The 13,491-nt window shown below is 73.5% G+C and carries 13 protein-coding genes; 8 read left to right on the plus strand and 5 right to left on the minus strand.

Features of this window, described 5'->3' with window-relative positions:
- The first annotated feature begins 15 nt into the window (after nucleotides 1-15).
- From JS756_RS15395 to JS756_RS15420, 6 genes are all read left to right on the plus strand, one after another.
- A complete protein-coding gene (locus JS756_RS15395) occupies nucleotides 16-909 on the plus strand; it encodes a phytanoyl-CoA dioxygenase family protein (RefSeq protein WP_240203802.1) in 894 nt (297 codons plus the stop codon).
- 53 nt (nucleotides 910-962) lie between these two features.
- On the plus strand, nucleotides 963-1,991 hold the full coding sequence (gene argC, locus JS756_RS15400; RefSeq protein ID WP_205383673.1) for an N-acetyl-gamma-glutamyl-phosphate reductase: 1,029 nt from the start codon (nucleotides 963-965) through the stop codon (nucleotides 1,989-1,991).
- A 115-nt stretch (nucleotides 1,992-2,106) separates the two neighbouring features.
- Nucleotides 2,107-3,258, plus strand: coding sequence for a bifunctional glutamate N-acetyltransferase/amino-acid acetyltransferase ArgJ (gene argJ, locus JS756_RS15405; RefSeq protein ID WP_205383674.1), 1,152 nt, complete (start codon nucleotides 2,107-2,109; stop codon nucleotides 3,256-3,258).
- Nucleotides 3,255-4,178 carry an acetylglutamate kinase gene (gene argB / locus JS756_RS15410; RefSeq protein ID WP_205383675.1) on the plus strand — a complete coding sequence of 308 codons (924 nt, stop codon included), beginning with the start codon at nucleotides 3,255-3,257 and terminating at the stop codon, nucleotides 4,176-4,178. The genes argJ and argB overlap by 4 nt, the downstream gene beginning before the upstream one ends.
- Complete coding sequence (locus tag JS756_RS15415) at nucleotides 4,175-5,359, plus strand: acetylornithine transaminase (RefSeq protein ID WP_205383676.1); 1,185 nt, start codon at nucleotides 4,175-4,177, stop codon at nucleotides 5,357-5,359. Before argB ends, JS756_RS15415 begins: the two co-directional genes overlap by 4 nt.
- 18 nt (nucleotides 5,360-5,377) lie before the next feature.
- Nucleotides 5,378-5,917, plus strand: coding sequence for an arginine repressor (locus JS756_RS15420; protein ID WP_205383677.1), 540 nt, complete (start codon nucleotides 5,378-5,380; stop codon nucleotides 5,915-5,917).
- Between the two features lie 267 nt (nucleotides 5,918-6,184).
- Here JS756_RS15420 and JS756_RS15425 read toward each other — a convergent pair whose 3' ends face one another.
- Genes JS756_RS15425 through JS756_RS15445 form a run of 5 tightly spaced genes read right to left on the minus strand, consistent with a single transcriptional unit; the run spans nucleotide 6,185 to nucleotide 11,063 of the window.
- Nucleotides 6,185-6,922 carry an FAD:protein FMN transferase gene (locus tag JS756_RS15425; RefSeq protein WP_205383678.1) on the minus strand — a complete coding sequence of 246 codons (738 nt, stop codon included), beginning with the start codon at nucleotides 6,920-6,922 and terminating at the stop codon, nucleotides 6,185-6,187.
- A gap of 55 nt (nucleotides 6,923-6,977) precedes the next feature.
- On the minus strand, nucleotides 6,978-7,739 hold the full coding sequence (locus tag JS756_RS15430; protein ID WP_205383679.1) for an FMN-binding protein: 762 nt from the start codon (nucleotides 7,737-7,739) through the stop codon (nucleotides 6,978-6,980).
- Between the two features lie 55 nt (nucleotides 7,740-7,794).
- On the minus strand, nucleotides 7,795-9,177 hold the full coding sequence (locus JS756_RS15435; RefSeq protein WP_205383680.1) for a ferredoxin reductase family protein: 1,383 nt from the start codon (nucleotides 9,175-9,177) through the stop codon (nucleotides 7,795-7,797).
- 59 nt (nucleotides 9,178-9,236) lie between these two features.
- Nucleotides 9,237-9,701 (minus strand): FMN-binding protein, encoded by a 465-nt coding sequence (locus JS756_RS15440; RefSeq protein WP_205383681.1) that lies wholly within the window; start codon nucleotides 9,699-9,701, stop codon nucleotides 9,237-9,239.
- Nucleotides 9,702-9,710: 9 nt separating this feature from the next.
- Nucleotides 9,711-11,063 carry a ferredoxin reductase family protein gene (locus tag JS756_RS15445; protein WP_205383682.1) on the minus strand — a complete coding sequence of 451 codons (1,353 nt, stop codon included), beginning with the start codon at nucleotides 11,061-11,063 and terminating at the stop codon, nucleotides 9,711-9,713.
- 170 nt (nucleotides 11,064-11,233) lie between these two features.
- Here JS756_RS15445 and JS756_RS15450 point away from each other — a divergent pair, with 170 nt between their 5' ends.
- Both JS756_RS15450 and JS756_RS15455 read left to right on the plus strand, forming a co-directional pair.
- A complete protein-coding gene (locus JS756_RS15450) occupies nucleotides 11,234-11,974 on the plus strand; it encodes a response regulator transcription factor (protein WP_205383683.1) in 741 nt (246 codons plus the stop codon).
- Nucleotides 11,971-13,446, plus strand: coding sequence for a sensor histidine kinase (locus tag JS756_RS15455; RefSeq protein ID WP_205383684.1), 1,476 nt, complete (start codon nucleotides 11,971-11,973; stop codon nucleotides 13,444-13,446). The genes JS756_RS15450 and JS756_RS15455 overlap by 4 nt, the downstream gene beginning before the upstream one ends.
- Nucleotides 13,447-13,491 lie beyond the last annotated feature (45 nt).

Consider the following 13,491-nt stretch of genomic DNA (forward strand, 5'->3'; position numbering starts at 1 on the left):
CCGCACGATGGAGGCATGGACGACAGGACCTTGGTATCCCGCTTTCTCCGCGACGGCTTCGTCAAGCTGGAGGGCGCCGTCGCGCCCCGCGTGGCCGCGAGCTGCGCGCGGCTGCTGTGGCGGGAGACGGGCTGCGACCCGGACGCCCCGGAGACGTGGACACAGCCCGTGCACCGGGTCGGCGGGATGACACAGGGACCGTTCGCCGCCGCACCCAACTCCCCGGCCCTGCACCGGGCGTACGACCTCCTGGTCGGCGCCGGGCGCTGGGAGCCGCGCTACTCGCTCGGCACCTTCCCGCTGCGCTTCCCGCACGAGGAGGAGCCCGACGACGCGGGTTGGCACATCGAGGGCAGCTATGCGGTGGAGGGCGAGACCTGGCCTTTCACCAACCTCCGCTCACGCGGCCGAGCCCTGCTGATGCTGTTTCTGTTCAGCGAGGTCGGGGAAGGGGACGCCCCTACTCGGATCCGGGTCGGCTCTCACCTCGACGTGCCGAAGGTGCTGGAGCCGTACGGGGAGGAGGGCGCGAGCGGCCTGGCCATCGCGCCAGACCTCGTAGCGGCATCCGGTCACCGGCCGCTCGCTCTCGCCACCGGTTCCCCCGGTGACGTCTTCCTGTGCCATCCGTTCCTGGTTCACGCAGCACAGCCGCACCACGGGTTGCGACCGCGATTCATGGCCCAGCCGCCGCTGCTGCCGGCCGCGCCGTACGAACTGCAGCGGGCCGACGGCGCGTACTCACCCGTGGAGATCGCGATCCGTCGGGGCCTGGTACAGGCCACCCCCGGTCCCGACGGGGAGGATGCGGACCCGCCAACCAGAATGCGCAGCTCCGCCGCGCGGAGCGCTCCTCCGCCCACTGGCGGGCTCCGTCGCGCAGAGCCGCCGGAGCCGGGCCGATGTTGATTGCATAAACGTGCGGCAATGCGTATAGTCATGCCCTCTAGAGGAGGGTGGACATGGCGGTACGTGTGGCGGTGGCCGGAGCGAGCGGGTACGCGGGTGGCGAGGCCCTGCGCCTGCTCCTGGCCCACCCCGAGGTCGAGATCGGCGCCCTGACCGGCAACTCCAACGCCGGGCAGAAGCTGGGCGCGCTCCAGCCGCACCTGCTGCCGCTGGCCGGCCGGGTGCTCCAGGAGACCACCGCCGAGGTGTTCTCCGGTCACGACGTGGTCTTCCTCGCGCTGCCCCACGGCCAGTCGGCCGCCGTCGCCGAGCAGCTCGGGCCGGACGTCCTCGTCGTCGACATGGGGGCCGACTTCCGGCTCAGGGACGCCGGCGACTGGGAGAGGTTCTACGGCTCCCCGCACGCCGGCACCTGGCCCTACGGCCTTCCCGAACTGCCGGGTGCCCGCGCTGCGCTGGAGGGGTCCAAGCGCATCGCGGTGCCCGGTTGCTACCCGACGGCCGTGACGCTCGCCCTGTTCCCGGCGTACGCGGCGGACCTCGCCCGGCCCGAGGCCGTGATCGTCGCCGCCTCCGGCACGTCCGGCGCGGGCAAGGCTCCCAAGCCCCATCTGCTGGGCAGCGAGGTCATGGGCTCCATGTCGCCCTACGGCGTCGGCGGCGGCCACCGGCACACCCCCGAGATGATCCAGAACCTCAGCGGGGCGGCGGGGCGGCGGGTGTCGGTGTCCTTCACCCCGACCCTGGCGCCGATGCCGCGCGGGATCCTCGCGACCTGCACCGCCTCCGCCGTCGCCGGCACCACGGCGGAGAGCGTCCGCGCCGCCTACGAGAAGGCCTTCGCCGACGAGCCGTTCGTCCACCTGCTCCCCGAGGGGCAGTGGCCGGCGACGGCGTCCGTCCACGGTTCCAATGCCGCTCAGGTGCAGGTCGCGTACGACGAAGCCGCGAACCGCATCATCGCGATCAGCGCCATCGACAACCTGACCAAGGGCACCGCGGGCGGTGCCGTCCAGAGCATGAACATCGCCCTGGGGCTCGACGAGACCACGGGGCTGTCCACGATCGGAGTCGCACCGTGAACCGGGGGCAGCTCCCGGCGGCGACCGGGCCGGCTTCCGCGGCCACCGGGTCGCGGACGACGACGCAGGCCCCGCCGGCGCACCGCGCGGGCGGGGGAGAGAACGAGGAGATGCAGTGAGCGTCACGGCAGCGAAGGGATTCACGGCGGCGGGCATCGCGGCCGGGATCAAGGAGAACGGCAACCCGGACCTGGCCCTCGTGGTCAACGACGGGCCCCGCCGCGCCGCCGCGGCCGTCTTCACCTCCAACCGTGTGAAGGCCGCCCCGGTCCTGTGGTCCGAGCAGGTCGTCAGGAGCGGCCAGGTCTCGGCCGTCGTCCTCAACTCCGGCGGCGCCAACGCCTGCACCGGCCCCCAGGGCTTCCAGGACACCCACGCCACCGCGGAGAAGGCGGCCGAGGTGCTCGGCCGGGGCGCCGTCGAGATCGCCGTGTGCTCCACCGGCCTCATCGGCGTCCTGCTGCCGATGGACAAGGTCCTCGCCGGCATCGGGACGGCCGCGGCCCAGCTGTCCGAGCACGGCGGCGAGAAGGCCGCCCTCGCCATCAAGACCACCGACACCGTCCACAAGACGTCCGTCGTGACCCGGGACGGCTGGACCGTCGGCGGTATGGCCAAGGGCGCCGGCATGCTCGCCCCGGGCCTGGCCACCATGCTCGTGGTGCTCACCACCGACGCCGACCTGGACGGCGACGCGCTCGACGGCGCCCTCCGCGCGGCCACCAGGGTGACCTTCGACCGGGTCGACTCCGACGGCTGCATGTCCACCAACGACACCGTGCTGCTGCTCGCCTCCGGGGCCTCCGGCATCGCCCCCGGGCTCGCCGAGTTCGCCGAGGCGGTGCGGCAGGTCTGCGACGACCTCGGCCGGCAGCTCATCGGCGACGCCGAGGGTGCCAGCAAGGACATCAAGGTCGAGGTGGTCAACGCCGCGACCGAGGACGACGCCGTCGAGGTGGGCCGCTCCATCGCCCGCAACAACCTCCTCAAGTGCGCCCTCCACGGCGAGGACCCCAACTGGGGCCGCGTGCTCTCCGCGATCGGCACCACCCGGGCCGCCTTCGAACCCGACCGGCTCAACGTCGCCATCAACGGCGTCCGGGTCTGCAAGAACGGGTCCGTCGGGGAGGACCGGGAACTGGTCGACATGCGCTACCGCGAGGTGCACATCGTCGCCGACCTCTCCGCGGGCACCGAGACCGCGACGATCTGGACCAACGACCTCACCGCCGACTACGTCCACGAGAACAGCGCCTATTCCTCATGAGCACTCGCAAGCACACGGCACTGCCCAAGGCGCAGATCCTCATCGAGGCGCTGCCCTGGCTGACCCGGCATCACGGCAGGACCGTCGTCATCAAGTTCGGCGGCAACGCCATGGTGGACGAGGAACTGAAGGCCGCCTTCGCCCAGGACGTGGTCTTCCTGCGCCACGCCGGCCTCAAGCCCGTCGTGGTGCACGGCGGCGGCCCGCAGATCAGCGCGGCCCTCGACCGGCACGGCATCGTCAGCGAGTTCAAGGCCGGGCTCCGCGTCACCACCGAGGACGCCATGGACGTCGTACGGATGGTGCTCGCCGGACAGGTGCAGCGCGAACTGGTCGGACTGCTCAACCAGCACGGCCCCCTGGCCGTCGGGATGACCGGCGAGGACGCGCACACCATCACCGCCGTCAAGCACCGGCCGGAGATCGACGGCGAGCCGGTCGACATCGGCCGGGTCGGTGAGATCACCGGGATCGACACGGGCGCGATCGAGGCGCTGCTGGCCGACGGCCGGATCCCCGTCGTGTCCTCGATCGCCCGCTCCCAGGACGACGGGCACGTCTACAACGTCAACGCCGACACGGCGGCGGCCGCTCTCGCCGCCGCCCTGGGCGCCGAGACCCTGATGGTCCTCACCGATGTCGAGGGCCTCTACGAGGACTGGCCCCACTCGGACGAGGTGATCAGCCGCCTCACCGCCTCCCAGCTGGAGAAACTGCTGCCGGAGCTGAGTTCCGGCATGGTCCCGAAGATGGAGGGCTGCCTGCACGCCGTCCGCAACGGCGTACGCACCGCGCGCGTCATCGACGGCCGCGTCCAGCACTCGATCCTGCTGGAGATCTTCACCGACGAGGGCATCGGCACGATGGTCGTGCCCGACGGGACCGCGGCCGCCGTACCGGCCGCACAGGGGGAGTCATGAGCAACCGGGAACTGACCGCGCGGTGGCAGGGCGCGCTCATGGAGAACTACGGCACCCCGCGGCTGCCCCTGGTGCGCGGTGCGGGCACCACGGTGTGGGACGCCGACGGCCGCGCCTACGCCGACTACGTCGGCGGCATCGCCACCAACGCCCTGGGACACGCCCACCCGGCCGTCGTCGAGGCCGTCAGCCGCCAGATCGGCTCCCTCGGCCACATCTCCAACCTGTTCCTCGCCGAACCCACCGTCGCCCTCGCCGAGCGGCTGCTCCAGCTCTTCGGCCGGGAGGGCCGGGTCTTCTTCTGCAACTCCGGCGCCGAGGCCAACGAGGCCGCGTTCAAGATCGGCCGGCTCACCGGCCGGACCCACATGGTCGCCACCACCGGCGGCTTCCACGGCCGCACCATGGGCGCCCTCGCGCTCACCGGCCAGCCCGCCAAGCAGGAGCCCTTCCTGCCGCTGCCCGGCGACGTCACCCACGTGCCCTACGGCGACGCGCAGGCGCTGGCCGCGGCGGTGACGGACGAGACGGCCCTGGTCGTCATCGAGCCGATCCAGGGCGAGAACGGCGTCGTGGTCCCGCCGGCCGGCTATCTGAAGGCGGCCCGAGCGATCACCGCCGCCACCGGCGCCCTGCTGGTGCTCGACGAGGTGCAGACCGGCGTCGGCCGCACCGGGCACTGGTTCGCGTACCAGGCCCACGAGGGGGTGCTGCCGGACGTCGTCACCCTCGCCAAGCAGCTCGGCGGCGGGCTGCCGCTCGGCGCGACCGTCGCCTTCGGCCGGGCCGCCGACCTGCTCCGGCCCGGCCAGCACGGCACCACCTTCGGCGGGAACCCGGTCGCCTGCGCCGCCGGGCTCGCCGTCCTCGACACCATCGCGGGCGAGGGACTGCTGGAGAACGTCAAGGCGCAGAGCGAGAAGCTCCGCGAGGGAATCGAGGGCCTCGGCCACCCGCTGATCGACTATGTGCGGGGCGCCGGCCTGCTCCTGGGTATCGTGCTCACCGGGCCGCACGCGCAGCAGGTGCAGCAGGCGGCCCAGGAGGCCGGTTTCCTGGTGAACGCGCCCGCCCCCGACGTCGTCCGGCTCATGCCGGCGCTGAACATCGGCGACGACGCGGTGGACGCCTTCCTCGGGGCGCTGCCCGGCATCCTGGACGTGGCCGACGGGGACGGATGATCCGGAGATTGGGAGACGATGAGCCAGGCGCAGGACCACGAGCAGACGTCCGGGCCCGCCGTGCCGCAGACCCGAACCGCCCGCCACCGCCGGATCGTGGACATCCTCAACCGGCAGCCGGTGCGCAGCCAGAGCCAGTTGGCCAAGCTGCTGGCCGACGACGGGCTGAGCGTCACGCAGGCGACCCTCTCCCGGGACCTCGACGAGCTCAACGCGGTGAAGATCCGCAACACCGACGGAGATCTCATCTACGCGGTGCCGAGCGAGGGGGGTTTCCGCACCCCGCGGGCGCCACTGGGCGGGTCGGCGAAGGAAGAGCGGATGCGGCGCCTGTCGCAGGAGCTGCTGATCTCCGCCGAGGCCTCCGCCAACCTGGTGGTGCTGCGGACCCCGCCCGGGGCCGCCCAGTTCCTGGCCTCGGCCATCGACCAGGCCGAGCTGCAGGACATCCTGGGGACGATCGCCGGTGACGACACACTGCTGCTGATCAGCCGTGATCCGAGCGGCGGGCAGGCTCTGGCCGACCACCTGCTGCGGCTGGCCCAGAACAGCCACTGAGGGGTGCCGCGGGTCACCCGCGGTACCGCGGCACCCGTTGCGGGGCCGGACGCCTCCGGCGTTCCCGGTCCTCCCCGCAGGCACTCCGCCGGTTCCCGTACGCGCTCCGGGGCGACCGGCCGTCCTTGGCGATCCCGGTCGCCGGACGATCCCGGTCGGGCGGAGGCCGCGCGGCGGCGCGGTCCCGGCCGGGACCGGCCCGGCCGCACCGATCGGCCCGGCCGCACCGCCCAGCCGGTCGGCCCGGCAGCCCGGGCCGGGGGCCGTTCAGCCCAGCCGCGCCGCCAACCCGTCCGTGCACCGCACCTCGTCACCCGCGGTGATGAGCAGCGCCTCCACCTCGGGCAAGGACTCCAGCCACGTCAGCCCGGCCCGCGACCCCATCGCGAACGCCGCGGTCGCCCAGCAGTCCACCCAGGTCAGCGAGGGGCCCACCACGGTCACCGCCACCAGGTCCGTCACGGCGGACCGGCCGGTGCGCGGGTCGACGATGTGGGCACCCCGCTCCGCCGTACCGGACGTGGCGACGGCCAGCCGGTCGACGCCGGCCGCGGAGATCACCGCTGCCAGCCCGCCCGGCCGCAGCGGGTCGGCGATGCCGACGCGCCACGGGCGCCCGGGCCCCGGCATCCCGGCCATCTGGACGTCCCCGCCGCCGTTGACGCTGACGCCGGCCGCGCCGGCGGCCATCAGCGTGTCCGCCGCTCGCTCGGCCGCCCAGCCCTTGACGATCCCCGTCGGGTCGAGGCGGCCGGCATAGCGCCGGCTGAACCAGCCGTCGCTGACCCGCTCGGCCTCGGCGGCCAGTTCCAGCACGTCGGCGACCTCGGGGTCGCACTCCTCCACGGTCAGCTCACCGCGGGCCAGCCGGGAGATCTGGCTGTTCTCCCGGTAGGTGCTGTACACCTCGTCGACGCGATGCAGTTCGGCGACCGCCTCGTCGAGGGCCGCCCGTACCGCATCGGGATCCCCGCCGCGGACGTCGAAGGAGAAGACCGTCCCCATGACCTCCTCCGCCCGACGTACCGCGGCGGGAGCCTGTTCCGAACCTTCCACCGGCTCAGTCACCGATCCGGTCCAGAGCCGACTGGAGCGACTGCCGGTACCCGGTGCTGGTGTACGTCGCCCCCGAGACCGCGTCGATGTCCGCGCTGCCCGCCGCGACGGCCTCCCGGCCGAGCCGGGGCAGGGCGTCGTCGCTGATCTGGTCGCTGCGCCCGCCCCGGGGCGCCTGGACCGCCTCGGCCCGGGTGATCCGGCCGCCGCTGACGGTGACGCGTACCTGCACGGGACCGTACCGGGTCTGCGCCACGTCGCCGGTCACGGTCCGGGCGGCTGCCGAGGCGCCACCGGAACCGCCCGAGCCGGCCGTCTTCGCCCGGTCCAGCGCGGACTGCAGCGACTGCCGGTACCCGGTGCTCGTGTACGTCGCCCCGGAGACCGCGTCGATCTGCGCGCTCTGCGCCGCGACCGCCTCCTCGTTGAGCCGGGGGACCGCCATCGCCGTGATCTGGTCGCTGCGCCCGCCCCGGGGCGCCTCGACGGCCTCGGCCCGGGTGATCCGGCCGCCGCTCACCGTGATCCGGACCTGCACCGTCCCGTACTGGGTCCGGGCGGCCTCGCCGGTGACCGTGCCGCCGCCGACGGCCCGGGCGCCGCCCTGCGGCGACTCCTGTCCCGCCGCCGTGGCCTGCGGCAGCGCCCCGCCCGCCGCCTGCGCGGACGGCCCGGACGCCGGTTTCAACGACAGCAGCAGTACGATCCCGGACACGGTGGCCGCGGTCGCGAGCACGACGCGCCGCACGGGGTGACTCTTCCTCATCGCTCCCACAGCTCCTGAAGACCGCATTCGACGCGGTGTGGTGACGGTCTGCCGCTCACATGGCGAACGACTCGTGATGGATGCGGCGGGCGGGGACGCCGGCACCGCGCAGGGCCTCGTAGACCGACTGCGCGAAACCGGGCGGCCCGCACATGAACACGTCATGCTCGTCGATGTCGGGCAGTTTCTGCCGCAGCCGCTCCGCCGAGATGTCGGGGCGTGCCCCGTCCGGGCTGTTGACCGCGTACATCAGCCGCGCCCCGCGCTCGTCGGCGATGGAGGCCAGCTCGTCCCACAGCGCCAGGTCCTGGGTGCTGTTGGCCCGGTAGAGCAGTGTCAGGTCCCCCGAGGCCGCCGGCAGCGTCTCGAACAGGGCCCGCATCGGCGTGATGCCGACCCCGCCCGCGACCAGCAGCACCTTGCCGCGGCTGCGGCGCCCCGCGGTCAGCGCACCGTAGGGGCCCTCGGCCCATACGCGTGTGCCGGGCTCCAGCTCCCGCAACCGGGCGCTGTGGTCGCCGATCGCCTTCACCGTGATCCGCAGCACGTCCGGGCGCGGAGCCGCCGACAGCGAGTAGGGGTGCGAACTGAACCGCATGCCCGGGGCCAGGAACCGCCAGCGGAAGAACTGCCCGGCCTCCGCGCCCATCCGGTGCAGCCGCCTCCCGCCGATCAGTACCGACACGATGCCCGGCGTCTCCTCGATCACCGCCTCGACCCGCATCCGGTGACGCAGGTTCAGCCGGATCGGCGTCAGCACGCGGAACCACAGCATCAGCGCGGTGACGGAGCCGTACAGGCCGTACCAGAAGGTCCTGGCGGCCGGCTCGACGGCGAAGTCGTTGCCGGTGCTGATCTGGTGCCAGAACGTCAGGAACACCGCCGCGTACGTCAGCAGGTGGATGTGGTACCAGGCGTCGTACGGCAGCAGGCGGCGGATCCCGCCGACCGAGACCAGACCGATGAGCAGCAGCAGGCCGGTGCCGAGTGCCGCCTTGCCCATGTCCGGCAGCTGCTCGACCGAGTCGATCGTCTGCCGGACGATGTCGCCGAGCGACCGGCCCTGCTGGAGCGCGTAACCCCACATGGTCAGGAAGACGTGCGCGAGCACCAGGCAGATCGTGTAGCGGCCGGTCATCGCGTGCCAGCGGGCCACCCGGTCCGAGCCCACCCGTCGTTCCAGCGCGGGCACCCGGGCCATCTGGAGCACCACGAGCGCCATGAGGTAGCCGGCGAGGAGCCCGGTGATGCGCCCGGCGTTGAGGATCCGGCCGGTGTCGTCCGCGATGGACGGCGTGTTCCGCCACCACAGCCACAGAACGCCCGCGGCGCCCGCCCATACGGCGAGCACCAGCGGGACGGCGGGGGAGCGCCGCGGGCGGATGCGGCGCATCGTCTGACGGCGGGCGGCACGGCCGCCGGCGAGCGTGGTGGTCACGGTTCCTCCGTGGGGACGGGACCCTTGGCCCACAGATACGTGCCATGCCACAGGAGTGTTCAGAGCCCGACCGAGTCCAGAGCGGACTGGAGCGACTGGCGGTACCCGGTGCTCGTGTACGTCGCCCCCGACACCGTGTCGATGTTCGCGCTCTGCGCGGCGAGTGCCTCGCGTCGCAGCTGGGGGATGGCGTAGCTGCTGATCTCCTGGTCGCGGCGGTTCTCCGTCGGATAGGTGACCGCGGTGACCTCCGTCAGCTTCCCGTCCTGGATGGTGATGCGCACCTGGACCGGGCCCCAGCGGGTGTCCACCGAGTCGCCGGTGACGGTCCGGCTCCCGGTCGTGCCGCTGGTGCCGCCCGAACCGGCCGCACTGCTGGAGCTGCTGGTCGGCGCGGGGGTGCCGACGGCCAGGGCCGGAGCGGTGTGCGGCTTCAGCGACAGCAGCAGCACCAGCCCGGAGACGGTGGCGGCACTCGCCAGCACGATCCGGCGCAGCGGGCGGCTCTTCCTCAACGCGTGCACGGGCAGACCTCACAGCTCGAAGGACTCGTGGTGGATACGGCGGTCCGGCACCCCGGCGTCGCGCAGCTCCCGGTACAGGTCCCGGGCGAAGCCGTGGGGACCGCACAGGTAGACGTCGTGCGCGGCGAGGTCCGGGAAGGTCGCGGCCAGGGAACGGGCCGTCAGGTCGGGGCGCTCCCCGTGCGGGCCGTTGAGCGCGTACAGCACCCTCCCGCCCCGCCAGCGCGCGATCGCCTCCAGCTCTCCGCCCAGCGCGAGGTCCTCCGCGCGGCGCGCCCGGTACAGCAGGCTCACCTCGCCCGGCAGCGTCTCGAACAGCGCCCGCAGCGGGGTGATGCCGACGCCGCCCGCGATCAGCAGCGACTTCGGCGCCCGCTGCCGGCCGGCCGTCAGGGACCCGTACGGCCCCTCGGCCCACACCCGGGTGCCGGGCCGCAGCAGCGCCACGCCCGCGCTGTGCGCGCCGAGCGCCTTGACGGTGATCCGCATCCGGTCCTCGCGCGGCGGGGCCGACAGGGAGTACGGCGTCGACGTCCGGGCCAGCCCGGCCCCGAGGAACCGCCAGCGGAAGAACTGCCCGGCCTGTGCGCCCAGTTCCTCCAGCCGCTGCCCGCGGACCACGACCGAGTACACGCCGGGCGCCTCCTGGTGCACCGACTCCACCTGCAGCCGGTGCCGGAGGTTGAGCCGGACCGGCACGAGGACGCGGAACCACAGCACGAGCGCCGCCACACCCAGGTACAGCGCGTACCAGGCGGCCGTCGCCGCGGTGCTGCCGGCGAAGTCGTTGCCGAGGGCCAGCTGGTGGCCGAAGGAGAGGAACACGGCGGCGTAGGTGAGGAGGTGCACGTAGTACCAGAACTCGTAGCTGGTACGGCGGCGCGCGGCACGCACGGAGGTGACGCCGACTGCGAGGAGTATCAGCGTGGCCGCGGTCGCCTTCAGCATCTCCGGGTAGTCCAGGACCACGGTGACCGCCTCGTGCCACAGTGTCTGCCGGTCCTGGGCGGCGTACCCGGCCAGGATCAGCACCACGTGCGCCAGCAGCAGGAACATGGTGTAGCGGCCGGCCATCGCGTGCCAGCGGGCCACCCGGTCGGAGCCGATCCGGCGCTCCAGCAGCGGAACGCGGGCCATCAGGCCGACGAGGACCACGCACGCGTAGCCGCACAGCAGCCCCGTGATCCGCCCCGCCCCCGTCAGCCAGCCCGCCGCCCCGACCACGGAGCCGGTGTCCGCCCACCACAGGGCGATCACGGCCGCGGCACCGGCCCACAGCAGGGCCAGCAGCGGGGCTGCCGGGGAGCGCCGGGCCGGCGGCACCACGGGCGGTGCCGTCCGCCGCTCGTACACGGTGGTCATCAGTCGCGTCCTTTCGCCGTTCCGGGACGCAACTCTGCGCGCCGAACCTCTCAGAGCGCTCTGAGAAAGCGGCTCCCGGGGGCGACTCAGAGGAGACTCAGAGGCTTCTCAGACGCACGTCACCCTGGTCAGGAGGGATCCTGGGAGAAGTCACGATCCTTGAAGGAGCCATGAACACCACCCGCTCCGGCCGGCCCGCCCTCACCCGCCCCGACGGCACCCCGCTGCGCATCCTCGTCGTCGACGACGACCCCGATCTCGCGGAGGTGCTCTCCGGCGCGCTCCGCTACGAGGGCTGGCAGGTGCGCACGGCAGGGGACGGCGCCTCGGCCGTCGCGGAGGCCGGGGAGCTCCAGCCGGACGCGGTCGTCCTGGACGTGATGCTCCCCGACACCGACGGCTTCGCGGTGCTGCGCCGGCTGCACACGGTGCAGCCCGACGTGTGCGTGCTCTTCCTGACCGCGCGCGACGCCGTGGAGGACCGGATCGCGGGCATCACCGCCGGCGGCGACGACTACGTGACCAAGCCCTTCAGCCTGGAGGAGGTCGTCGCCCGGCTGCGCGGCCTGCTGCGCCGCGCGGGCATGGCCCGGCTGCTGGACGACGGGCCGCGGCTGACCGTGGGCGATCTCGTCATGGACGAGGAGGCCCGCGAGGTCACCCGCGCCGGAGAGCTGATCGAACTGTCGCCCACCGAGTTCGAACTGCTCCGCTTCCTCATGCGCAACCCGCGCCGGGTGCTCAGCAAGGCCCAGATCCTGGACCGGGTGTGGTCCTACGACTTCGGCGGCCGGGCCCATGTCGTCGAGCTGTACATCTCCTACCTGCGCAAGAAGGTCGACGCGGGCCGCGAGCCGATGATCCACACCGTGCGGGGTGCCGGATACGTGCTGAAGCCGGCCACCCGATGAGGGCGGCAGGGCAGCTGCGACGCCTGCCCCGGCCCCGCACGCTGCGGGGCCGGCTCATCGCCGGGCTCGTGGTACTGCTGGCGGTCAGCTGCGCGGCGGTGGGCGTCGCCGCCGTGGTCGAGCTGGAGCACTTCCTCACCGGCCGCGTCGACCAGCAGCTGCAGGACGTCGGGACCCGCTTCCCGGCCAGCCTGGAGAACGGCTCCGCACCGCGCGACGACCATGACGGCGACGAGCACGGCGACACCCGCCACCAGGCGGCCGGCACGTTCGGAGCCCGCCTGGTCGACGGTGTCGTCACCCACGCCGCCGTCGTCCCCACCGGCACCGCCGTCGCCGTCGAGGGCGTCGACCTGACTGCCCGGGACGAGCAGGAACTCGCCGCGGTCCCCGTCGACGGCAGGCCGCACACCGTGTCCCTGTCCGCCCTGGACGAGTATCGGGTGACGGCCGCCTCGGGCCTGGACGGCGACGTGCTGATCACCGGGCTTCCCATGGAACCCGTGGAGTCGGCCGTGCACCGCCTGGAACTGGTGGCCGGTGTCGTCTTCGGTGTCGCGCTCGCCCTCACCGGCGTGGCCGGCGTGCTGTGGGTGCGTTGGTCGCTGCGCCCGCTCAGCCGCGTCGCCGCCACGGCCGAACGGGTCAGCGAACTGCCGCTGGCCAGCGGTGAGGTGGCGCTGCCGTCCCGGGCCCCGGACTACGACCCGCGCAGCGAGGTGGGGCGGGTCGCCGCCGCCTTCAACCGCATGCTGGGCCATGTCGAGGACGCCCTCACCAAACGGCACGCCAGTGAGGAGCGCCTGCGGAGCTTCGCGGCCGACGCCAGCCACGAACTGCGCACCCCGGTGGCCTCGGTGCGCGGCCACGCCGAACTGGCCCTGCTGCATCCCGGGCCGGTGCCCCCGGAGGTGACCCGGGCGCTGGAGCGGATCGCGGCGGAGTCGTCCCGGATGGGGGAGATGGTCGACGAGATGCTGCTGCTGGCCCGCCTGGACGCGGGACGCCCCTTGGAGCGGCGCCCGGTCGATCTGACCCGGCTGGTGCTCGACGCGGTCACGGACGCGCGGGCCGCGGGGCCCGGGCACCGCTGGACCCTGGACCTGCCGGAGGAACCGGTGACGGTGCCCGGCGACGCCCACCGCCTGCACCAGGTGCTGGCCAACCTGCTGGCCAACGCCCGGTTGCACACACCCGTGGGCACCGAGGTGGAGGTGGCCCTGGCCGTCGAGGGGGGCGAGGCGGTGCTGACCGTCCACGACGACGGCCCGGGCGTCCCGTCCGACGTCCAGCCGGGCGTCTTCGAACGCTTCACCCGGGCCGAGCACCGCCGCCGCACGGACAGCACCGGCGGCGGGGCGGGCCTGGGCCTGGCGATCGTCGCGGCCGTGGTGGAGGCGCACGGCGGCAGCGTGGCGCTGGACAGCCGCCCCGGATCCACGACCTTCACGGTCCGGCTCGGCACGGGGTGACCGCCTCCCCCGGCCGTCCCGGGCTCACCGGGCGGACGGGGGCGA

Source organism: Streptomyces actuosus (genome assembly GCF_016921115.1).
In the GTDB taxonomy this organism is placed as follows: Bacteria; Actinomycetota; Actinomycetes; order Streptomycetales; family Streptomycetaceae; genus Streptomyces; species Streptomyces actuosus_A.